Annotated in this window: 23 protein-coding genes; 12 read left to right on the top strand and 11 right to left on the bottom strand. The window is 62.1% G+C overall.

Going from position 1 to position 22,048, the window contains the following annotated elements; all coding sequences use genetic code 11:
• The first annotated feature begins 43 nt into the window (after positions 1-43).
• From tag to IB249_RS19135, 3 genes are all read left to right on the top strand, one after another.
• Positions 44-601: a DNA-3-methyladenine glycosylase I gene (tag, locus tag IB249_RS19125; RefSeq protein ID WP_192307262.1), complete on the top strand. Its 558-nt coding sequence runs from the start codon at positions 44-46 to the stop codon at positions 599-601.
• A 40-nt stretch (positions 602-641) separates the two neighbouring features.
• A complete protein-coding gene (locus tag IB249_RS19130) occupies positions 642-1,529 on the top strand; it encodes a lysophospholipid acyltransferase (protein WP_192307263.1) in 888 nt (295 codons plus the stop codon).
• A 72-nt stretch (positions 1,530-1,601) separates the two neighbouring features.
• Positions 1,602-1,841, top strand: coding sequence for a PilZ domain-containing protein (locus tag IB249_RS19135; protein ID WP_192307264.1), 240 nt, complete (start codon positions 1,602-1,604; stop codon positions 1,839-1,841).
• Here IB249_RS19135 and IB249_RS19140 read toward each other — a convergent pair.
• The 5 genes from IB249_RS19140 to def all read right to left on the bottom strand — a co-directional run bounded on the left by IB249_RS19140 (position 1,832) and on the right by def (position 6,557).
• A complete protein-coding gene (locus tag IB249_RS19140) occupies positions 1,832-2,155 on the bottom strand; it encodes a tetratricopeptide repeat protein (protein WP_192307265.1) in 324 nt (107 codons plus the stop codon). The genes IB249_RS19135 and IB249_RS19140 overlap by 10 nt on opposite strands.
• 146 nt (positions 2,156-2,301) lie before the next feature.
• On the bottom strand, positions 2,302-3,675 hold the full coding sequence (gene trkA / locus IB249_RS19145) for a Trk system potassium transporter TrkA (RefSeq protein WP_192307266.1): 1,374 nt from the start codon (positions 3,673-3,675) through the stop codon (positions 2,302-2,304).
• Positions 3,676-3,696: 21 nt separating this feature from the next.
• The gene (rsmB, locus tag IB249_RS19150) at positions 3,697-5,007 is read right to left on the bottom strand and encodes a 16S rRNA (cytosine(967)-C(5))-methyltransferase RsmB (RefSeq protein WP_192307267.1); all 1,311 of its coding nucleotides are present in this window, start codon (positions 5,005-5,007) and stop codon (positions 3,697-3,699) included.
• Complete coding sequence (gene fmt, locus IB249_RS19155; protein WP_192307268.1) at positions 5,004-5,963, bottom strand: methionyl-tRNA formyltransferase; 960 nt, start codon at positions 5,961-5,963, stop codon at positions 5,004-5,006. The genes rsmB and fmt overlap by 4 nt, the downstream gene beginning before the upstream one ends.
• 87 nt (positions 5,964-6,050) lie before the next feature.
• The gene (gene def / locus IB249_RS19160) at positions 6,051-6,557 is read right to left on the bottom strand and encodes a peptide deformylase (protein ID WP_192307269.1); all 507 of its coding nucleotides are present in this window, start codon (positions 6,555-6,557) and stop codon (positions 6,051-6,053) included.
• Positions 6,558-6,743: 186 nt separating this feature from the next.
• Here def and IB249_RS19165 point away from each other — a divergent pair, with 186 nt between their 5' ends.
• The 3 genes from IB249_RS19165 to IB249_RS19175 all read left to right on the top strand — a co-directional run bounded on the left by IB249_RS19165 (position 6,744) and on the right by IB249_RS19175 (position 9,561).
• The gene (locus IB249_RS19165) at positions 6,744-7,769 is read left to right on the top strand and encodes a LysM peptidoglycan-binding domain-containing protein (RefSeq protein WP_192307270.1); all 1,026 of its coding nucleotides are present in this window, start codon (positions 6,744-6,746) and stop codon (positions 7,767-7,769) included.
• Positions 7,770-7,848: 79 nt separating this feature from the next.
• On the top strand, positions 7,849-8,949 hold the full coding sequence (dprA, locus tag IB249_RS19170; protein ID WP_192307271.1) for a DNA-processing protein DprA: 1,101 nt from the start codon (positions 7,849-7,851) through the stop codon (positions 8,947-8,949).
• Between the two features lie 54 nt (positions 8,950-9,003).
• On the top strand, positions 9,004-9,561 hold the full coding sequence (locus IB249_RS19175) for an L-threonylcarbamoyladenylate synthase (RefSeq protein WP_192307272.1): 558 nt from the start codon (positions 9,004-9,006) through the stop codon (positions 9,559-9,561).
• Between the two features lie 87 nt (positions 9,562-9,648).
• Here IB249_RS19175 and IB249_RS19180 read toward each other — a convergent pair whose 3' ends face one another.
• On the bottom strand, positions 9,649-10,626 hold the full coding sequence (locus tag IB249_RS19180) for an NADPH:quinone reductase (RefSeq protein ID WP_192307273.1): 978 nt from the start codon (positions 10,624-10,626) through the stop codon (positions 9,649-9,651).
• Positions 10,627-10,805: 179 nt separating this feature from the next.
• Here IB249_RS19180 and hemF point away from each other — a divergent pair, with 179 nt between their 5' ends.
• Positions 10,806-11,720 carry an oxygen-dependent coproporphyrinogen oxidase gene (gene hemF / locus IB249_RS19185; RefSeq protein WP_192307274.1) on the top strand — a complete coding sequence of 305 codons (915 nt, stop codon included), beginning with the start codon at positions 10,806-10,808 and terminating at the stop codon, positions 11,718-11,720.
• 13 nt (positions 11,721-11,733) lie between these two features.
• Positions 11,734-12,555, top strand: a complete 822-nt coding sequence (gene aroE, locus IB249_RS19190) for a shikimate dehydrogenase (protein ID WP_192307275.1) — start codon at positions 11,734-11,736, stop codon at positions 12,553-12,555.
• Positions 12,556-12,604: 49 nt separating this feature from the next.
• Here aroE and IB249_RS19195 read toward each other — a convergent pair whose 3' ends face one another.
• From IB249_RS19195 to betC, 3 genes are all read right to left on the bottom strand, one after another.
• On the bottom strand, positions 12,605-14,173 hold the full coding sequence (locus IB249_RS19195; protein WP_192307276.1) for a SulP family inorganic anion transporter: 1,569 nt from the start codon (positions 14,171-14,173) through the stop codon (positions 12,605-12,607).
• A 144-nt stretch (positions 14,174-14,317) separates the two neighbouring features.
• Positions 14,318-15,238 (bottom strand): choline ABC transporter substrate-binding protein, encoded by a 921-nt coding sequence (locus tag IB249_RS19200; protein WP_192307277.1) that lies wholly within the window; start codon positions 15,236-15,238, stop codon positions 14,318-14,320.
• Between the two features lie 16 nt (positions 15,239-15,254).
• Positions 15,255-16,769, bottom strand: coding sequence for a choline-sulfatase (betC, locus tag IB249_RS19205; RefSeq protein ID WP_192307278.1), 1,515 nt, complete (start codon positions 16,767-16,769; stop codon positions 15,255-15,257).
• A 114-nt stretch (positions 16,770-16,883) separates the two neighbouring features.
• Here betC and IB249_RS19210 point away from each other — a divergent pair, with 114 nt between their 5' ends.
• Complete coding sequence (locus IB249_RS19210) at positions 16,884-17,834, top strand: choline sulfate utilization transcriptional regulator (RefSeq protein ID WP_192307279.1); 951 nt, start codon at positions 16,884-16,886, stop codon at positions 17,832-17,834.
• Here IB249_RS19210 and IB249_RS19215 read toward each other — a convergent pair.
• Positions 17,821-18,492, bottom strand: coding sequence for an NAD(P)-dependent oxidoreductase (locus IB249_RS19215; RefSeq protein WP_192307280.1), 672 nt, complete (start codon positions 18,490-18,492; stop codon positions 17,821-17,823). The genes IB249_RS19210 and IB249_RS19215 overlap by 14 nt on opposite strands.
• Before the next feature lie 84 nt (positions 18,493-18,576).
• On the opposite strand from IB249_RS19215, the gene IB249_RS19220 reads away from it, so the two are divergent.
• The gene (locus tag IB249_RS19220; protein ID WP_192307281.1) at positions 18,577-18,903 is read left to right on the top strand and encodes a DOPA 4,5-dioxygenase family protein; all 327 of its coding nucleotides are present in this window, start codon (positions 18,577-18,579) and stop codon (positions 18,901-18,903) included.
• On the opposite strand, the gene IB249_RS19225 is transcribed toward IB249_RS19220, so the two are convergent.
• The gene (locus tag IB249_RS19225; RefSeq protein WP_192307282.1) at positions 18,904-19,305 is read right to left on the bottom strand and encodes a GFA family protein; all 402 of its coding nucleotides are present in this window, start codon (positions 19,303-19,305) and stop codon (positions 18,904-18,906) included.
• A 355-nt stretch (positions 19,306-19,660) separates the two neighbouring features.
• Here IB249_RS19225 and IB249_RS19230 point away from each other — a divergent pair, with 355 nt between their 5' ends.
• Positions 19,661-20,968, top strand: coding sequence for a CitMHS family transporter (locus IB249_RS19230; RefSeq protein ID WP_192307283.1), 1,308 nt, complete (start codon positions 19,661-19,663; stop codon positions 20,966-20,968).
• Positions 20,969-21,053: 85 nt separating this feature from the next.
• The gene (locus IB249_RS19235; protein ID WP_192307284.1) at positions 21,054-21,821 is read left to right on the top strand and encodes a TerC family protein; all 768 of its coding nucleotides are present in this window, start codon (positions 21,054-21,056) and stop codon (positions 21,819-21,821) included.
• Positions 21,822-22,048: the final 227 nt, after the last annotated feature.

Consider the following 22,048-nt stretch of genomic DNA (forward strand, 5'->3'; position numbering starts at 1 on the left):
GGAGTATACCCGATTCACGACTGCGCACGCCCCCTGGAGCCTTATGCCACGCTGCTTTTGGTGTTCCGAAGATCCGCTGTACATGGCTTATCACGATCAGGAGTGGGGTACGCCGCTGCGCGATGCGCAGGGTTTGTTCGAGTTGCTTTTGCTCGAAGGGTTCCAGGCCGGCCTGTCCTGGATCACCGTATTGCGCAAACGCGAGCATTATCGCCGGGTGCTGTTCGGCTTCGACGTCCAGCGCGTGGCGCAGATGAGCGACGCGGAAATCGATGAACTGATGCTCGACCCGGGCATCATCCGCAATCGCCTCAAGCTCAATGCCGCCCGGCGCAACGCCCAGGCCTGGCTGGCGCTGGAGGACCCCGTGGGGCTGCTCTGGTCTTTCGTCGGCAACGTGCCGAAGATCAACCATTTCAAGGACCGCAGCGAAGTGCCGGCCATCACGCCCGAGGCGGTGCAGATGAGCAAAGGCCTGAAAAAGGCCGGCTTCACCTTCGTCGGTCCGACCATCTGCTACGCATTGATGCAGGCGTCGGGAATGGTCATGGACCATACCCGCGATTGCGACCGCTACGCGACCTTGGCCAACGCCGGTTAGAATGGCCGCCTCGCGCACAGCACAAGATCAGGAGTGACCTGTGGATAAGTTTAAAGGCGCCTTGCTGGTAGGCGCTCTGCGGCTGTTTGCCCTGCTTCCGTGGCGGGCCGTACAGGCCGTGGGCTCGGCCATCGGCTGGGTGATGTGGAAAACCCCGAACCGCTCCCGCGACGTGGTGCGGATCAACCTGGCCAAATGTTTTCCCGACATGGACCCTGCCGAGCGCGAGCGCCTGGTCGGCCAGAGCCTCAAGGACATCGGCAAGTCATTGACCGAAAGCGCCTGCGCGTGGATCTGGCCGGCGCAACGCTCCATCGACCTGGTGCGTGAAGTCGAAGGGCTCGACGTATTGAAAGACGCCCTCGCCTCGGGCAAGGGTGTCGTCGGCATCACCAGCCACCTGGGCAACTGGGAAGTGCTGAACCACTTCTATTGCAGCCAGTGCAAACCGATCATTTTCTATCGTCCGCCCAAGCTCAAGGCCGTGGACGAGCTGTTGCGCAAGCAGCGGGTGCAACTGGGCAACAAGGTCGCTGCGTCCACCAAGGAAGGCATCCTCAGTGTCATCAAGGAAGTGCGCAAAGGTGGTGCAGTGGGCATTCCTGCGGACCCGGAACCGGCAGAATCCGCCGGGATCTTCGTGCCGTTCTTCGCCACCCAGGCGCTGACCAGCAAGTTCGTACCGAACATGCTGGCCGGCGGCAAAGCGGTCGGGGTGTTCCTGCATGCGCTGCGCCTGCCGGACGGTTCCGGCTACAAGGTGATCCTCGAAGCCGCGCCGCCAGCGATGTACAGCACCGACACCGAAACCTCCTGCGCCGCCATGAGCCAGGTGGTCGAGCGGTACGTGCGGGCGTATCCAAGCCAATACATGTGGAGTATGAAGCGCTTCAAGAAACGCCCGCCGGGTGAAGAGCGCTGGTACTGATTCAATTGGCATGATCTGTGGATAAACTTGCATCGAGGTTTATCCACAGCTGTTGAGGAAAGGGCGCAATAGATGTCCGAACACCGCAAGTCGTTTCGCATCAAGATCAGCCATGAAAGCTTCGGCGAATGCCTCGGCCAGACGCGCAACCTGTCCACCACAGGTGTGTACGTCAAGCACCCGGCGTTATCGGCGTTGCCCAAGGGGGCGGTGGTTTACGGGCAGGTACAGGATTTGCCCACCGGTGCACCGAGGGTGAAGATGGAAGTAGTGCAAGTGGATGCCGAAGGCATCGGCCTGCGTTACCTCTGATCAGCGGCCTGACGCTCGAGCTTTTTCAGGAACACCGTCATTTCCTTCTCTGCCTGCTTGTCGCCGTGCGCACGGGCCGCTTCCAGGCCCTGCTCCCACGCCTGGCGCGCGGCCGGATAATCGGCCTGCCCGAGTCGCGCCTTGCCCAACAGCTTCCACGCCGCCGAGTACTTGGGGTCGAATGCCACGCAACGCTGGAAATGTTCGGCAGCCTTGGCGTGGTCACCCAGGTCCAGGTAACCCTTGCCCAGGCCGAAGCGCAGCAGCGCGTTATCCACACCCTTGGCGAGCATTTTTTCCAGGGATTCGAGCATGTTGAGTTCCTTGGCTGAGGGTTGTCTGGCGCGTTGTCGTATCTGTGAAACCGCTTCGCGAGCAGGCTCGCTCCCACAGGGGCATGCATTCCAATGTGGGAGCGAGCCTGCTCGCGATGGGGCCGTCCGATTCAGCGAAAATCGGATCAGAAGAAGCTCAGCCCCACATGAAACAGCTTCTCCACATCCCGAATATGCTTCTTGTCCACCAGGAACAGAATCACATGGTCGCCTGCTGCGATCACCGTGTCGTCGTGGGCAATCAGCACTTCTTCATCGCGAATGATCGCACCAATCGTCGTTCCCGGCGGCAAACCGATGTTCTCGATGGCCTTGCCAATCACTTTGCTCGACTTGGCATCGCCATGGGCAATCGCCTCGATCGCCTCCGCCGCACCGCGACGCAATGAATGCACGCTGACGATATCGCCGCGCCGCACGTGGGCGAGCAAGGTGCCGATGGTGGCCAGTTGCGGGCTGATGGCGATGTCGATGTCGCCGCCCTGGATCAGGTCGACGTAGGCCGGGTTGTTGATGATGGTCATGACCTTCTTCGCGCCCAGCCGTTTGGCCAGCAGCGACGACATGATGTTGGCTTCGTCGTCGTTGGTCAGGGCGAGGAAGAGGTCGGCGTCGGCGATGTTTTCCTCCAGCAGCAGGTCGCGGTCCGAAGCGCTCCCCTGCAATACCACGGTGCTGTCGAGGGTGTCCGAGAGGTGACGGCAACGCGCCGGACTCATCTCGATGATCTTCACCTGGTAACGGCTTTCGATGGCTTCGGCCAGGCGCTCGCCAATCTGCCCGCCACCGGCGATGACGATGCGTTTGTAGCTCTCGTCGAGGCGGCGCATTTCACTCATCACCGCACGAATGTTGGCCTTGGCGGCGATGAAGAAGACTTCGTCGTCGGCTTCGATCACCGTGTCGCCCTGCGGCAGAATCGGCCGGTCACGGCGGAAAATCGCCGCGACGCGGGTCTCGACATTCGGCATGTGTTCGCGCAATTGACGCAGTTGCTGGCCGACCAACGGCCCGCCGTAGTAGGCCTTGACCGCCACCAGTTGTGCCTTGCCTTCGGCGAAGTCGATCACCTGCAGCGCGCCGGGATACTGGATCAGGCGCTTGATGTAGTTGGTGACCACCTGCTCCGGGCTGATCAGCACATCCACCGGAATCGCTTCGTTATCGAACAGTTCGGCCCGCGTTAGATAAGACGCTTCGCGAACCCGGGCAATCTTGGTGGGGGTATGGAACAGGGTGTGGGCGACCTGGCACGCGACCATGTTGGTCTCGTCGCTGTTGGTCACCGCCACCAGCATGTCGGCGTCGTCCGCGCCGGCCTGGCGCAGCACCGTCGGCAGCGAACCACGGCCCTGGATGGTGCGGATGTCCAGCCGGTCGCCGAGGTCGCGCAGGCGTTCGCCGTCGGTGTCGACCACGGTGATGTCGTTGGCCTCGCTGGCCAAGTGTTCCGCCAGCGAACCGCCGACCTGCCCCGCGCCGAGGATGATGATTTTCATCCAGTCACTCCCTTAAACCGGTTAACCGCGTGTGGCGGCGATCTTGATCAGCTTGGCGTAGTAGAACCCGTCGTGGCCACCTTCCTGGGCCAGCAACTGGCGACCGTGAGGTTGCTTGACGCCGGCTGTGGTGGCGAGGTCCAGTTCGCGGGCGCCCGGCGTGCGGGCGAGGAAGGCCTCGATCACCTCGGTGTTCTCGGTCGGCAGTGTGGAACAGGTGGCGTACAGCAGGATGCCGCCGACTTCCAGGGTTATCCACAGGGCATCGAGCAACTCGCCCTGGAGTTGCGCAAGCGCGGCGATGTCCTGCGCTTGGCGAGTCAGCTTGATGTCCGGGTGACGGCGGATCACACCGGTGGCCGAGCACGGTGCGTCGAGCAGGATGCGCTGGAACGGTTTGCCGTCCCACCAGGTTGCAGTGTCACGGCCATCGGCGGCGATCAGTTCGGCGCTCAGGCCCAGGCGTTCGAGGTTTTCCCGCACTCGCACCAGGCGCTTGGCTTCCAGGTCCACCGCGACCACACCGGCCAGCGCAGGTTCGGCTTCGAGCATGTGGCAGGTCTTGCCGCCCGGTGCGCAGCAGGCGTCGAGCACGCGCTGGCCCGGGGCGAGGTCAAGCAGGTCGGCGGCCAGTTGCGCGGCTTCGTCCTGCACGCTGATCCAGCCTTGCGCGAACCCTGGCAGGCTGCGCACATCGGCGGCGACCTCAAGAATGATGCCGTCGCGGCTGTAGGTGCACGCCGTGGCGGCGATGCCGGCGTCAGCCAGCAACCCCAGGTAAGCCTCGCGAGTGTGATGGCGACGATTGACCCGCAGAATCATCGGCGGGTGAGCGTTGTTCGCCGCGCAAATGGCTTCCCATTGCTGTGGCCAGAACGCCTTCAAGGATTTTTGCAGCCAGCGGGGGTGGGCAGTGCGCACCACCGGGTCGTGTTCCAGTTCGGCCAGCAGCGCTTCGCTTTCACGCTGGGCACGGCGCAACACGGCGTTGAGCAACGCCTTGGCCCAGGGCTTTTTCAGTTTGTCGGCGCAACCGACGGTTTCGCCGATGGCGGCATGGGCCGGCACGCGGGTGTAGAGCAGTTGATAGAGGCCGACCAGCAACAGCGCCTCGACATCGGCATCCGCAGCCTTGAACGGTTTTTGCAACAACCTGGCCGCCAGCGCCGACAGGCGCGGTTGCCAGCGCGCGGTGCCGAACGCCAGGTCCTGGGTGAAGCCGCGATCGCGATCCTCGACCTTGTCCAGTTGTGTCGGCAGCGAACTGTTGAGTGAGGCTTTGCCGTTAAGGACGGCGGCCAGTGCCTTGGCGGCGGCCAGACGTGGATTCATCGAGCGTCCGCCGTTTGACCGAGCAGGGTGCCGACGGCAAATTTCTCACGACGGCTGTTGTACAGATCGCTGAAGTTCAGCGCCTTGCCACCGGGCAATTGCAGGCGAGTCAGGCACAGCGCTTGCTCGCCGCAGGCGACGATCAGCCCGTCCTTGCTGGCGTCGAGGATTTCCCCCGGCTGGCCCTTGCCTGGTGCGAGGCTGGCGGCCAGCACCTTCAGCGCTTCGCCGTTCAGCGTGCTGTGGGTGATTGGCCAGGGGTTGAAGGCGCGCACCAGACGTTCCAGCTCGATGGCCGGACGGTTCCAGTCGATGCGCGCTTCGTCCTTGTTCAATTTGTGCGCGTAGGTGGCGAGGTTGTCGTCCTGCACTTCGCCCTCCAGCGTGCCGGCCGCGAGACCGGCGATGGCCTGGATCACCGCCGGTGGGCCGATTTGCGCCAGACGGTCGTGCAGGCTGCCGCCGGTGTCTTCAGCGCTGATCGGGGTGGTGACCTTGAGCAGCATCGGTCCGGTGTCGAGACCCAGTTCCATGCGCATCACCGTCACGCCGCTCTCGCTGTCGCCGGCTTCGACGGCACGCTGGATCGGCGCCGCCCCGCGCCAGCGTGGCAGCAACGACGCGTGGCTGTTGATGCAACCCAGGCGCGGAATGTCCAGCACCACCTGCGGCAGGATCAGGCCGTAGGCGACCACCACCAGCAGGTCGGGTTTCAGCGCCGCCAGTTCGGCCTGGGCCTGTTCGTTGCGCAGGGTCGGCGGTTGCAGCACCGGGATGCTGTGTTGCAGTGCCAACTGCTTGACCGGGCTGGGCATCAATTTTTGCCCGCGACCCGCCGGACGGTCCGGTTGGGTGTAGACCGCGATGATCTCGTAAGGGCTGTCGAGCAGGGCCTTGAGGTGTTCGGCGGCGAATTCCGGGGTGCCGGCAAAGACGATGCGCAGTGGCTCAGTCATGGAGAGTTCTCATTTTACGAAGCAGTCATTTACAAATCAGCCGCAAAAGAAAAAGGCTTGCCGCAGCAAGCCTTTGAAAGGAGGGCATCAAGCGTTCTGGCGATGGATCTTTTCCAGTTTCTTCTTGATTCGGTCGCGTTTGAGGCTGGACAGATAGTCGACGAACAATTTGCCATTGAGGTGGTCGCATTCATGCTGGATGCACACCGCGAGCAGGCCTTCGGCGATCAGTTCGTAAGGCTGGCCGTCGCGGTCCAGGGCCTTGATTTTGACCTTTTGCGGGCGATCGACGTTTTCGTAGAAGCCCGGTACCGAGAGGCAGCCTTCCTGGTATTGCTCCATCTCGTCGGTCAGGGGCTCGAACTCGGGGTTGATGAACACCCGCGGCTCGCTGCGGTCTTCGGAGAGGTCCATGACGACGATACGTTTGTGCACGTTGACCTGGGTCGCGGCAAGGCCGATGCCCGGCGCTTCATACATTGTTTCAAACATGTCATCGACCAACTGACGCACTTCGTCGTCCACTACGGCCACGGGTTTGGCGATAGTCCGCAGGCGCGAGTCGGGGAATTCGAGGATGTCTAAAATGGCCATAAGCTCAACTGATGCACGTGTGAGGTAAAGTCGGGTCGATGGCCTGGCGGGTCTGAAGATGCCGGCTACCGTTGTAAAACGTAGCTCCCTTTTCTTAATAATGAGAAGGTCTCAATAGTGAGCCGGGAGCGGGCCACGAAGGCTCTGGCGTTTCACGCGAACGCACATAATAAAGGGATTCACCGCATGAGGAAATCACTACTCGCCCTGCTCCTTCTGGCCTCGGCCGGTTTCGCGCATGGGCAAGTGCAGCTCAGGGAAGGTTTTCCACAGCAATACACGGTCGTCACGGGCGACACACTCTGGGACATCTCCGGCAAATACCTGCGTGAGCCGTGGAAGTGGCCTGAACTCTGGCAGGTCAATCCGCAGATCCAGAATCCCAACCTGATCTATCCAGGCGATGTGCTGTCGCTGGTCTACGTCGATGGCCAGCCGCGGCTGACCCTGAACCGCGGGGCCTCCCGGGGCACCATCAAGCTGTCGCCACGGGTGCGCAGCTCCCCTGTGGCCGACGCGATCCCGAGCATTCCGTTGCAGGCCATCAACAGTTTTCTGTTGAGCAACCGCATCGTCGACAAGGTCGAGGATTTCGACCAGGCGCCCTACATCGTCGCCGGTGATGCCGAGCGGGTGCTCAGCGGCACCGGGGATCGGATCTTCGCCCGCGGCCATTTTGACCAGAACCATCCGGTCTACGGCATCTTCCGCCAGGGCAAGGTCTACACCGACCCCGACAGCAAGGAGTTTCTGGGAATCAACGCCGATGACATCGGCGGTGGGGAAGTGATCGCCACCGAAGGCGATGTCGCCACCCTCGCCCTGCAACGCACCACTCAGGAGGTGCGGCTGGGCGATCGCCTGTTCAGCAGCGAGGAGCGATCGATCAATTCGACCTTCATGCCCAGTGCGCCGGCCAGCGATATCAACGGCCTGATCATCGATGTACCTCGCGGGGTCACGCAGATCGGTGCGCTGGATGTGGTCACGCTCAACAAGGGCCAGCGTGACGGCCTGGCCGAAGGCAACGTGCTGGTGGTGATGAAGACCGGCGAAACCGTGCGGGACCGGATCACCGGCCAGCCGTTGAAGATTCCCGATGAACGTGCCGGATTGCTCATGGTTTTCCGCACCTACGACAAGCTCAGCTATGGACTGGTGCTCAACGCCTCGCGCTCATTGGCGGTGATGGACAAGGTGCGCAATCCTTAGCCTGCTTCACAAGTTACCAACAGAGTTATCCACAGCTTGTTCCCGTGTGCTCGGGACTTATAACGATCAAGGATGATCCATGTCGCTGTCTGCCGTTACACCGGTTTCCCCTGCGGAACTGGAAGCCCGCCTGCGCTTGCACCGCTTGCCGGAACTGGGTCCCGCGCGTTTCAGGAAATTGCTCGAAGCCTTCGGCTCGGCCTCCAAAGCCATCGGCGCACCGGCGAGCGCCTGGCGCTCGCTGGGCCTGCCATCGGCTTGCGCAGAGGCCCGGCGCAGCAGTGAAGTGCGCGATGGCGCCAGCCACGCATTGGCCTGGCTGGAGCGTCCGGGCCAGCATTTACGGATGTGGGACCAGCCTGACTACCCCGCCCTGCTGGCGGAAATCAGCGATGCACCGCCGTTGCTGTTTGTCGCGGGTGATCCGGACATCCTGGAAAAACCGCAACTGGCAATGGTCGGCAGCCGCCGTGCATCGCGACCGGGGATGGACACCGCCGCCGCCTTTTCCCGCAGCCTGGCCAGCGCCGGTTTTGTCATCACCAGTGGACTGGCGCTGGGGATCGATGCCGCCGCGCATCAAGCCGCTCTGGACGTGGGCGGGCGAACGATCGGTGTCTTGGGCACCGGACTCGAAAACTTTTATCCACAGCGCAACCGCCGGCTCGCGGACGCCATGGTGGCGACGGGCAGCGCAGTGATTTCCGAGTTCCCCCTGGAGGCCGGACCCAGTGCGGGCAACTTTCCCCGGCGCAACCGGATCATCAGCGGTCTGTCCCTGGGTGTGCTGGTGGTCGAAGCCAGCATCGCCAGTGGTTCGTTGATCACCGCCAGGCTGGCGGCGGAGCAAGGCCGCGAGGTCTACGCGATTCCGGGATCGATCCATCACCCGGGCGCCAAGGGCTGTCATCAGTTGATCCGGGACGGTGCGATGCTGGTGGAAACCATCGAGCATATCCTTGAAGCCTTGCGCGGTTGGCAACGGCTGCCGCTGTCCACCGAGGCGCCGTCAGCCACTCACCCGCTGCTGGCGCTGTTGCATGCAGCGCCCCACACCAGTGAAGCGTTGGCGCACAGCAGCGGTTGGGCGCTGCCCAACGTGCTGGCGGCGCTGACCGAACTGGAAATGGACGGCCGCGCAATCTGCGAAAGCGGGCGCTGGTTTGCGCGGGTGAGCTAGGTTTTACAAAGAAGATCGGTAAACTGCGCAGAGCCTTTTTCCGGAGAGTTTTTCATGGTCAACAGTTGGCGTGTGCAACAAGCCGCGCAAGCCGTACGCGCAGGTGCGGTGATTGCCTACCCAACCGAAGCGGTCTGGGGTCTGGGTTGCGACCCGTGGGACGAAGAAGCGGTGGAACGTCTGCTGCTGATCAAGGGTCGTTCGGTGGACAAGGGCCTGATCCTGGTTGCGGACAACATTCGCCAGTTCGATTTTCTCTTCGAAGACTTCCCCGAGCTGTGGATGGATCGCATGGCCAGCACCTGGCCGGGGCCGAACACCTGGCTGGTGCCCCACCAGAACCTGTTGCCCGAATGGATCACCGGAGTGCACGAAACGGTCGCGTTGCGGGTCAGCGATCACCCGCTGGTGCGGGATTTGTGTTCGTTGGTCGGGCCGCTTGTCTCGACATCCGCCAACCCGCAAGGTCGGCCGGCGGCACGCACCCGGCTGCGCGTCGAGCAGTACTTCCGCGGGCAGATTGACGGGGTGCTGGGCGGCAACCTCGGTGGGCGCAAGAACCCCAGCGTGATTCGCGACCTGGCGACCGGCAACGTTATTCGCCCCGATTGAGATCGCGTGATCGTTCTTCGCGGGCGAGCCCGCTCCCACAGGAGTTCACATTCCCCTGTGGGAGCGGGCCTGCTCGCGAAGGCGTTCTCAGGGCAATAGAACGGTCGACCCCGTCGTACGTCGCGCCGACAACTCGGCCTGCGCTTTTGCCGCTTCAGCCAATGGATATGTCTGGCTGATGTCCACCTTCAGCTTGCCGCTGATGATCATCTCGAACAACTCGTCGGCCATGCGCTGCAGGTTTTCGGCATTGTTGGCGTAGGTCGCCAGGGTCGGCCGGGTGACATACAGCGAACCTTTCGCCGACAGGATCCCCAGGTTCACGCCGTCCACGGCACCGGAGGCATTGCCGAAGCTGACCACCAGGCCGCGAGGCGCCGTGCTGTCCAGCGACGTCAGCCAGGTGTCCTTGCCCACGCCGTCGTACACCACCGGGACCTTTTTGCCGTCAGTCAATTCCAGTACGCGTTGGGCGACGTTTTCCACGCTGTAATCGATCGTCGCCCAGGCACCGTTGGCCTTCGCCAGCGCGGCTTTCTCCGGCGAGCTGACCGTGCCGATCAGCTTCACGCCCAGGGCTCTCGCCCATTGGCAGGCCAGGGAACCGACGCCGCCGGCGGCCGCGTGAAACAAAATGGTCTCGCCACCCTTGAGTTCGTAGGTCTGGCGCAACAGGTACTGCACCGTCAGGCCCTTGAGCATGACACCGGCCGCCTGCTCGTAGCTGATCGCCTCCGGCAGGTGCACCAGATTGGCTTCCGGCAGCACATGCACATCGCTGTAGGCACCCAGCGGACCGCTGCCGTAGGCCACGCGATCACCGACCTTGAAACGGGTCACGTCGCTGCCCACCGCCTCGACCACCCCCGCACCTTCGGAACCCACGCCCGACGGCAAGGCCGGCGGCGCATAGAGGCCACTGCGGTAGTAGGTGTCGATAAAGTTCAGGCCGATGGCCTTGTTGGACACGCGCACTTGCAGCGGGCCGGGCTCGGCCGGTTGGTAATCCACATACTCAAGTACTTCGGGCCCGCCATGGGTGCGGAACTGCACACGCTTTGCCATCGGAATGCTCCTTGGGTCTGGTGACCAGGGTTGAAATGCCAAGCCCCCTATCGGACTCCTAAGCTTGATCTTCGTCAACTGCGACGCGGGCGCCGGCGATGTTATGCTACGCGCCCATTTGCGCCGGCCCCTGCTCCGATGGAGCGCCGCGTAGTTTTGCCCTGATTCAAGGTGAAGACATGACGACCCGCACCGAGGCCGTAAAAGCCTATCTGCTCGATCTGCAAGACCGCATTTGCGCTGCCCTGGAAGCCGAAGACGGCGGCACGCGGTTCGTTGAGGACGCCTGGACCCGTGCGGCCGGGGGTGGAGGTCGCACCCGGGTGATCGAGAATGGCGCTGTCATCGAAAAGGGCGGCGTCAATTTCTCTCATGTCTTCGGCAGCGGCCTGCCGCCATCTGCCAGCGCCCATCGGCCTGAACTGGCCGGGCGCGGCTTCGAAGCCCTGGGCGTGTCGCTGGTGATTCACCCGCACAACCCGCAGGTGCCGACTTCCCACGCCAACGTGCGCTTTTTCATCGCTGAAAAAGAAGGCGAAGAAGCGGTCTGGTGGTTCGGCGGCGGCTTCGACCTGACCCCGTACTATGGCAATGAAGAAGACTGCGTGCACTGGCACCGGGTCGCCGAGCAGGCCTGCGCGCCGTTCGGCCCGGACGTCTATCCGCGCTACAAGGCCTGGTGCGACAGCTATTTCCACATCAAGCATCGCCACGAACCACGCGGCATTGGCGGCCTGTTCTTCGATGACCTGAACGAGTGGGACTTCGACACCTGCTTCGCGTTCATCCGTGCCATTGGGGACGCCTACATCGACGCGTACCTGCCGATCGTGCAGCGCCGCAAGCACGACGCATTCACCGCCAAGCAGCGCGAGTTCCAGGAATTCCGTCGCGGACGCTACGTCGAGTTCAACCTGGTTTACGACCGCGGCACCTTGTTCGGCCTGCAATCGGGTGGGCGTACCGAGTCGATCCTCATGTCGTTGCCGCCGCAGGTGCGCTGGGGCTATGACTGGAAAGCCGAGCCCGGCAGCGAGGAAGCGCGCTTGACCGACTACTTCCTGCAGGATCGCGATTGGTTGGCGCAGGCCTGAACGAGGAGTTCTGATGGACCGTTATGTCGTATTCGGCAACCCGATTGGCCACAGCAAGTCGCCACTGATCCACCGCTTGTTCGCCGGGCAGACCGCCCAGCAACTGGACTACAGCACTTCGCTGGCGCCGCTTGATGATTTTTCCGACTTTGCCCGGGCGTTTTTCGTTGAGGGGCGCGGGGCGAATGTAACGGTGCCGTTCAAGGAGGAAGCATTTCGCCTGGCGGACAACCTGACCGCGCGTGCCCAGCGGGCCGGTGCGGTGAACACCCTGAGCAAACTCGCCGATGGCACGTTGCTGGGCGACAACACCGATGGCGCCGGGCTGGTGCGGGACCTGACGGTCAACGCCGGTGTCAGCCTCAAGGGCAAACGCATCCTGCTGCTGGGTGCCGGCGGCGCGGTGCGCGGCGCGCTTGAACCGGTGCTGGCCGAACAGCCCGCCTCGGTCATCATCGCCAACCGCACGGTGGAAAAAGCCGAATTGCTGGCGGAGCTGTTCGCCGACCTGGGCCCGGTGTCGGCCAGTGGTTTCGATTGGTTGTGCGAGCCGGTGGACCTGATCATCAATGCGACCTCGGCCAGCCTGTCAGGTGAAGTCCCACCGATTGCCGGCAGCCTGGTCGAGCCGGGCAAGACCGTCTGCTACGACATGATGTACGGCAAGGAGCCGACAGCGTTCTGCCGCTGGGCGACGGAACAGGGGGCGGCGGTGTCGATGGATGGCCTGGGCATGCTCGCCGAACAGGCGGCCGAAGCGTTCTTGCTGTGGCGCGGCGTGCGACCGGACACCGTGCCGGTGCTGGCCGAGCTGCGCCGGCAACTCGCGTTGTAACCGACCTGTGGGAGCGAGCCTGCTCGTTCCCACTAGGGTTGCGCGTCAATCAATCCTCAAACCGGATCGGGCATTTCTCCGCGCCTTCCAGCTTTCTCAACTCCTCCACCACCGGTGGGCGTGCGCCGCGCAATGTCAGGCTGCGCTCCTGGCGCAATAGCCGTCGCGCTTCCTGATGCAGCATTTCCACCCCTGAATAGTCGATGAAGTTGATCTGCTGCGCCTCGATCACCACGCGCGCGCCGTGCATCCGTTGCAGGCGCACCTGCAGGTAATGGCTGGCGCCGAAGAAGATCGAGCCGCCGACGCGCAGAATGTCTTCGTCGCCGTCGCGCCAATGCTGCACCCGCGGTTGCGAGGTGCGCTTGAGGTAGAAGAACAGCGAGGCCAGCACCCCGGCATAGATCGCCGTTTGCAGTTCCAGCAACAGCGTGGCGACGCAGGTCAGCGCCATGACGACGAACTCGGCGCGGCTGACCCGCAGCAACGCGCGGATGCCACGGTGGTCCACCAGGCCCCAGGCGATCAGCAGAATGCTGCCGGCCATGGCCGGGATCGGAATGTGCGCAATCAGATTGGCGCCGAAGATGGCAAACAACGCCACCCACACCGCCGAAAAGATCCCTGCCAGCGGCGAGCAGGCGCCTGCTTCGAAGCTCAGTCCCGAGCGAGTGAAGGAACCCGCGGACAGCGACCCGGAAAAGAACGCCCCGACGATGTTCGACAAGCCCTGGGCCCGGACTTCCTGGTTGGCGTCGAGCAACTGCTGCGAGCGCGCTGACAGGGAACGGGCAATCGACAGGCTCGTCACCAGCCCGAGCATCCCCACCGCCACGGCGCTGGGCAACAGCCGCAGGATCATGTCCAGGTCCAGTGGCAAGGGACTCAAAGGCGGCAGCCGGCCGACGAAAGCGCTGACCAGGCCGACGTGGCCGAACATCGAGGGCCACAACCACACCACCAGCCCGCCCAGGACCAGCGTCATCAACAACGTTGGCCAACGTGGCAGCAGCATTTTCAGGATCACGCCGACCACGACGGTGGCCAGACCCAGCACCAGCGAGGGTCGATCGACCTCGCCCAGGTGATGGAACAGCATCATGAAACTGTCCAGCGCCGTGGCCTGGTTCGGCACGTCCAGCCCCAGCAGATTGGGCATCTGGCCGATGGCGATGACCACCGCCGCACCCAGGGTGAACCCCAGCACCACCGAGTGGGAGACAAAGTTCACCAGGGCGCCGAATCGCAGCAAGCCCAGCAGCCACTGGAAAATCCCGGCCAGCAACGTCAGGAGCAGGATCAGCGTGATGTAGTCCTTGGACGCCGGTACCGCCAGAGGGCTGACACTGGCGTACAGGACAATCGAAATGGCGGCCGTCGGGCCGCAGATCAGATGCCAGGACGAACCCCAGAGGCAGGCGATCAACACCGGGATGATGGCGGCGTACAGGCCGTACTCGGGCGGGAGGCCGGCGATCAGGGCGTAGGCAATGGACTGCGGTAACGCAAGGATGGCGCCGCTGAGGCCGACGATCAGGTCACGACCGACGCTGGCGCGGGTTTGCCGGGGCAACCAGGTGAGGAAGGGGAAGAGTGAATGGCGGCTTGGAAGGGCCATGGGTCCTCTCGGGTGGAGATTTTGCGCAAGGGTATCAGCAGAACACACTGTGGGAGCGAGCCTGCTCGCGATAGCGGCGTATCAGATGGAGTGATTCTGACTGATACACCGCTATCGCGAGCAGGCTCGCTCCCACACAATGGCTTAAAGCTTGGCTTTGACGGCCGCCAACGCATCCTTGCCGTCCACGGTCTTCACCCCGTCCAGCCACTTGTCCAGCACCGCCGGGTTGGCCTTGATCCAGGCCTTGGCCGCATCGGCATTGCTGAGCTTCTTGTTCACCACGTCGGCCATGATGCTGTTTTCCATGTCCTGGGTGAACGTCAGGTTGGTCAGCAACTTGCCGACATTCGGGCAGGCCTGGGCGTAACCCTTGCGTGTCAGGGTGTGCACGGTGCCGGTGTCTCCAAAGTATTTCTCGCCGCCCTTGAGGTAATGCATTTTCAGCTGCACGTTCATCGGGTGCGGGGTCCAGCCGAGGAAGGTCACGAATTTCTGCTTCTTAACGGCCCGCGACACTTCCGCCAGCATGGCCTGCTCGCTGGATTCCACCAGCTTCCACTGGCCCATGTCGAAGTCGTTTTTCTTGATCATGTCCTGCAGCGAAATGTTCGCCGGCGCGCCGGAGCCGATGCCGTAGATCTTCTTGTCGAACTTGTCGGCGAACTTGTTCAGGTCGGCAAAGTTATGCACACCCGCGTCCCAGACATAATCCGGGACCGCGAGGGTGAATTCGGTGCCGTCGAGGTTTTTCGCCAGTTGCGTCACGTCGCCGGTGGCCACGAACTTGTCGTAGAAGCCCTGCTGCGCCGGCATCCAGTTACCCAGGAACACATCGACCTGGCCGTCCTTCAACCCACCGAAGGTGATGGGCACCGCAAGGGTGTCGACCTTGGCCTTGTAGCCCATGCCGTCCAGCAGAAACCCGGTGATGGCGTTGGTCGCGGCGATGTCGCTCCAGCCAGGGTCGGCCATTTTCACCGTCTCGCAACTCTGGTCGGCATAGGCCGACGCACTGCCCAGAGCCAGCAGACCGACCGTCAGTACTGTGGATAACTTTTGCATGGACTTCCCCTTAACATTATTGGTTTTGGCAGGGTTGTGGATAACGTGCTTTGCGCTCCAGGTCGTCGAGGTCGATATGGTTGCGCATGTACTGCTGACTGGCGTCCACCAGCGGCTGGTGATCCCAGCTCTTCAGCTTGCCGATGGTCAGCGCATCGGCGACGAAACGCCGACGACGCTGGCTTGCGAGCACCTGTTGGTGGATCGCCGGGATATCCCACTTGGCCCGTGCTTCGGCGAGAAATTCCTCGAACAGCAGGCGATGTTGCGGCGACTGGCTGAGTTCTTCCTGCTCACGTGGGTCGTTGCGTACGTCGAAGAGTAGGCAAGGGTCCTGTTCGCTGTAGATAAATTTGTAGGCCCCGCGACGAATCATCATCAGCGGGCTGACTGTGCCCTCGGCCATGTACTCGCCGAAGACTTCGTCGTGACCGCCCTGCCCTTGCAGGTGCGGCACCAGCGAATGGCCATCCAGCGGCAGGCCCGGCTCCAGGGAGCCGCCGGCCAGTTCGACGAAGGTGGGCAACAGGTCGGCGGTCGACACCGCTGCGCTGACCCGGCGGGCGCCGAACTGCCCCGGCGCACTGATCAGCATCGGCACGCGCGCGGCCATTTCGAACCAGTGCATCTTGTACCAGAGCCCGCGCTCGCCGAGCATGTCGCCATGGTCGCCGGAGAAGACGATGATGGTGTCGTCGATCAGCCCGGTTTCCTCGAGTGTTTGCAGGAGTTTGCCGACGTTACTGTCGATATAGCTGCACGCACCGAAGTAAGCGCGGCGGGCGTCACGGATCTTATCCACAGGCAGTGGCTTTTCCCACAGGTCGTAGACCTTGAGCAAGCGCTGGGAATGCGGATCGAGACCGGTCTGCGCGGGCGTTTCGGGCATCGGGATCTCGGTCTCGTCGTACAGGTTCCAGAAGGCCTTGGGAATCGTGTACGGATCGTGCGGGTGAGTCATCGATACGGTCAGGCAGAACGGCTGGTCGCCGTCTTCGCGCACATGATCGAACAGGTACTGCTGGGCCTTGAACACCACCTCTTCATCGAAGTCCAGCTGGTTGGTGCGCACGCACGGTCCGGCCTGCAGCACCGACGACATGTTGTGGTACCAGGTCGGCCGCACGTCCGGTTCGTCCCAGTTCACTGCCCAGCCATAGTCGGCCGGATAAATATCGCTGGTCAGGCGTTCTTCGTAACCGTGCAACTGGTCCGGGCCGCAAAAGTGCATCTTGCCTGACAGTGCCGTGCGGTAGCCGAGGCGGCGCAGGTAATGGGCGTACGTCGGTACGTCGGCGGGAAAGTCGGCCGCGTTGTCGTAGGCGCCGATCTTGCTCGGCAACTGACCGCTGACCAGGGTAAAACGCGAGGGCGCGCACAGGGGGCTGTTGCAATACGCGGCGTCGAACACCACGCCTTCGGCGGCGAGGCGGCTGAGATTCGGCAGTTTGATGGGCGAAGGACCGTAGAACGGCAACATTGGCGCGGCCATTTGATCGGCCATGATGAAAAGAATGTTCTTGCGCTTCATGTGATCGCGGCATTCCATAGTGAATATTTATGCGAGAGTGCTGCGATCGAGCATGGATTCCATGCGGGTTGTGGTAAAGCCCATGCCAGACAATGACTAGGATAAGCACAGCTTATGTATGACGCCTTGGGTGATTTGTCCCTGGACCTGCTTCGGGCTTTTGAAGCAGCGGCCCGCCAGCGCAGCTTCACCGCTGCCGCAGTGGAGCTGGGCACCACGCAGCCGGCGATCAGCCAGCAGATCAAGAAACTGGAGGATCAGCTGGCCACGCGCCTGTTCGACCGCATTTATCGCGGCATCGAGTTGACCGAGGCCGGGACCATTCTTTTTCAGCAAGTTCAACTCGGTTTACAGAATATCGATGCAGGATTGAGTGCAATCAGCGCACAACATCAGCATGAAGTGTTGCAGGTGGCGACCGATTTCGCCTTCGCCGCCTATTGGTTGATGCCGCGTCTGCACCGCTTTCATGCGGCCAATCCACAGGTTGACGTCAGCCTGGTCACCAGCGAACGAAGCCTCAACATGCTGCGCACCGATATCGATGTCGCGGTGTTGTTCGGTGACGGCCGATTCAAACAGGGCGAGAGCCTTTGGTTGTTCAGCGAGGAAGTGTTTCCGGTGTGCAGCCCACTGCTGTTGACGGAGCGGAACCTGCCCTTGCCAGCGCACGCGCTGCTGGAGTTCCCGCTGCTGCATTTGCGCGGTGAAAACAGCAGCCAATGGTTCGACTGGAGCGGCGTGTTTCGCGAACTCGGCATCAGTTCGGCGCCAGCCCCCGGACAATTGCGTTTCGACAATTACACCTTGTTGATCCAGGCGGCGATTGGCGGTCAGGGCGTGGCGATCGGCTGGCGCCACCTTGTGGATAACTTGCTGGCACAGGGTTTGTTGTGTCGGCCGATCGCCGACACCGTCATGTCACGCCAAGGCTATTACGTGGTCCTGCCCCCGCGTAAACGTCGCGGTGCATTGATTCAGCAGTTCGTCGACTGGCTGATGGCCGAGCAGGCCAGCAGCGCGCAATCGCTCAATGGCCTGACACTGCCGTCTATCGCGGTGTAGGGTCCGTACCGACGAAGCTCACGTGCTCGCCCACGTGCAGGTTCAACCGCAGTTCATCGGCGATCCCTGCGGCGACACGGCTCAGGCGTTCGAGCGGCTCTGCCAGTCCCGGTTCCAGGCTGCTGCTGACCTGGCTGAAATGTTCGATCGTCAGCCCGGCGACGCCCCGCGGCGAATTGACCAGCGTCCAGTGCAACGGGCTGCTTTGCAGGGCCTCGCGGATTTCTTCGGCGGCGTGGCGTTGCAGTTGATCCTCGATTTCCGGATCGTCCAGCACCTGGAAATCACCCACCAGGAACAGTCTTGCAACGCCTGCGGCCTGCAGACCGTCGATCAAGGCATCGACCGCCAGCACCTGCTCGACCGGACCCGGCACAATGGTTTTTTCCACGTACTCGCTGTTGAACGGCAACCCGGGAGCATCCAGCAGACAAATGACCGCCGAGCTGCCGGCGACGCTTTGCTTCACGCGCTCGGCGTCGAACAGATCGCCGGCCTTGGCGCGTAAGCCGGGGCGCGGGGCCAGGGCTGTCAGTTCGTCGAGAATCGCGATCACTTCATGTTGGCGCCGCAGCATTTCAGCCATCAGCGCACTGCCCAGGCTACTCATGGCACCATAAAGCACCACTTTGACCACTGGGGTTTCGGCATTTTTCATGGCTGGTCTCCACACCTTCCCACGTATATGGCGTGTGACCTGTGGGAAACGCTGAGGGTTCGACCGGGTTTACGAGGGATTCAGATGCAGCAGATCAAGGGCTATCACGCCCATGTGTATTTCGACGCAACCCGCATCGATCAGGCGCGAGCGCTGTGCGAACAGGCCGCACGCCAGTTCCCGCTGAAGATGGGTCGCGTGCATGAACGTCCGGTCGGGCCGCACCCGGATTGGAGCTGCCAATTGGCATTCGGGCCGGAACTGCTGGGCGAGGTGCTGCCGTGGCTGGCGCTCAATCGCAAGGGGCTGGTGGTGTTTGTGCACCCGGACACGGGTGACGACCTGCTTGACCACACCGAGCATGCAATCTGGATGGGCGCGATCCGGCCATTGGACCTGTCGGTTTTTTGATCACAGGGTTTCTTCGGCTTCGCCCGGCAGGTGCTCGTCCAGGTGCAGCCAGGGCAGGCGGCTGTCGGTCCAGATATGCCGCTCGGCCGGTGCCCGCTCCGGGTGATCGAGGGTGGCGATGGTCAGGTCGATGCTGTGCGGGCTGAGCCGGGTCACCAATGCGAGTTGCGCGCCACAGTTCGGGCAGAAGTATCGGGCGCAACTGGGTGAGGAGTCGTACTGCGCCGGTGTGCCCTTGACCCAGGCGAAAGTCGAGGCGGGCACGGTGATCCAGGTGGTCACGATGCCACCGCTGACCCGTCGGCAAATCGAGCAGTGGCAGTGGGCGATGTCGCTCAGCGGACCGCTGAATTGGTAGCGCAGTTGTCCGCAGTGGCATCCGCCAGTGTGGAGGTCGTTCATCCTGTGTTCTCCTGAGGTGTCTGTATCGACGCCTTCGCGGGCTTGCTCGTGAAGGCCTCAATCCGGACTGACCGCCTTTCTTCGTCCGACGACCGGTAACCCACTGCTTTCGCCGACGAAAGCTGGCTGAAAGCTTCCCCGATTAGGATCGCCCCACTACCGGCAACAGACCGGTCGGCCACTGCCAGTGTTTTATCGCTCGCACAGCCCATTAAACAACAACAATGGTGACCCTGATGTCCTTTACTACCCGCCGCTTCGCCATCACTCCGCCCGTACGTCTCGTGCTTCCCGTTCTGCGCTGACCCTCCCCGGTTCGCCCATTCCCTAGCCGCGCTACGCCTGGAGTACCCCCATGCTGACTTTCCTTGGCTTCGCCATGGTCATCACGTTCATGTTCCTGATCATGACCAAGCGCCTGTCCGCGCTGATCGCCCTGATCATCATCCCGATCATTTTCGCCCTGTTCGGTGGTTTCGCCCCGAAAATCGGCCCGATGATGCTCGAAGGCATCACCAAGCTCGCGCCGACCGGTGTGATGCTGATGTTCGCCATTTTGTATTTCGCGCTGATGATCGACTCCGGGCTGTTCGACCCGGCCGTGCGCAAGATCCTCAAAATGGTCAAGGGCGACCCGCTGAAGGTTTCGGTCGGTACCGCCGTTCTGGCACTCGTCGTCTCCCTCGATGGTGACGGCGCGACCACTTACATGATCTGCGTGGCGGCCATGCTGCCGCTGTACAGCCGCATCGGCATGAGCCCGCGGATCATGGCGGGCCTGATCATCCTCGCCGGTGGCGTGATGAACATGACCCCGTGGGGCGGCCCGACCGCCCGCGCGGCCAGTGCACTGCACGTCGACCCCTCGGCGATTTTCGTACCGATGATTCCGGCGATGGTTGCCGGTGTCGTGGCAATCCTGGCCATCGCCTACTTCTACGGCAAACGTGAACGTGCGCGCCTGGGTGAACTGCACTTGGTGGGCGACGAGATCGATCACAGCGAAATCAGTGTTTCGCAGTTTCCGGATGCCCGTCGTCCGAAGCTGATCTGGTTCAACGGCGCGTTGACCCTGGCATTGATGTGCACCCTGATCGCCGGCCTGTTGCCGCTGCCTGTGCTGTTCATGGTGGCGTTCAGCATCGCGATGATCGTCAACTACCCTTGCCTGCAACAGCAGAAGGATCGTGTCGCGGCCCACGCCGGCAGCGTGCTGGCAGTAGTCGGCCTGATCTTCGCGGCGGGCATTTTCACCGGTATCCTGTCGGGCACCGGCATGGTCGATGCGATGTCCAAGAGCCTGTTGGGCGTCATCCCGGATTTCCTGGGTCCGTACATGGCGGTGATCACCGCGCTGGTGAGCATGCCGTTCACGTTCTTCATGTCGAACGACGCATTTTATTACGGTGTCTTACCAGTGCTTGCCGAAGCCGCCAGCCATTACGGTATAACTGCGGTGGAAATGGCACGTGCCTCGATCGTCGGTCAGCCCGTCCACTTGCTGAGCCCGCTGGTACCATCGACCTATCTGTTGGTGGCGCTGGCCGGTATCGACTTCGGTGACCATCAGCGCTTCACCCTCAAATGGGCAGTGCTGGTGTGCATGTGCATACTGGTTGCAGCATTGCTGATGGGAATTTTCCCGCTGTTCAGCACGCTATAAGCCCAAGACTCACCAAGACGGGTCCAGGCTTTGTTGAATGAAGCCCGGACCCGTTCTGGTTTAACACATCCTCAAAGGAATACACATGGAATGGCTGACCAACCCTGAAATCTGGGTTGCCTTCTTTACCCTGACCGCCCTGGAAATCGTCCTGGGTATCGATAACATCATCATGATTTCGATCCTGGTCAGCCGCATGCCCAAGCACATGCAGGCGCGCACCCGGATCTTCGGCCTGGCCCTGGCCATGGTCACGCGAATCCTGTTGCTGCTGTCGATCACCTGGGTCATGCGCCTCACCGCCGACCTGTTTGTCGTGTTCGGCCAGGGCATCTCCGGGCGTGACCTGATCCTGTTCTTCGGTGGTCTGTTCCTGCTGTGGAAGAGCTCGCAAGAGATGTACCACGCGCTGGAAGGTGAAGACGAGACCAACGAGGAGCCGAGTGGCAAGGGCGGAAATTTCCTCTACACCATCATCCAGATCGCGATCATCGACATCGTGTTCTCGCTGGATTCGGTGATTACTGCGGTCGGCATGGTTTCCCATGTACCGGTCATGGTCGCTGCGATCGTTGTCGCCGTGCTGGTGATGATGCTGGCGGCGGGCACCATCAGCGAATTCATCGACAAGCACCCGTCGTTGAAAATGCTCGCGCTGTCGTTCCTGCTGGTGGTCGGTACGGTATTGATCGCCGAGTCGTTCGAAGTCCATGTGCCTAAAGGCTACGTTTACTTCGCCATGGCGTTCTCGCTGGCGGTGGAAGCCTTCAACATCAAAATGCGCACCGCGATGGCGAAAAAGAAAAAGCAGCAGGACCCGGTAAAACTGCGCAAGGACATTCCAGGCCAGTAACCGCGTAAAAAACCGGTGGGAGCGAGCCTGCTCGCGATAGCGGCCTGTCAGTCAACATCACGGTTGAATCTGAGAGCCTCATCGCGAGCAGGCTCGCTCCCACAGTTGTTTCTGGTGGCTGATCAGAATTGTTTTCATGACAGTTTTGTTTCAATCAATTCTTGAGCTATGCGATGCTGGCGCACAGACCGTTAGCCAACTACAGCTTAAGTACAAGACGTAGAACC

This window comes from Pseudomonas sp. PDM04 (genome assembly GCF_014851765.1).
GTDB lineage: Bacteria > Pseudomonadota > Gammaproteobacteria > Pseudomonadales > Pseudomonadaceae > Aquipseudomonas.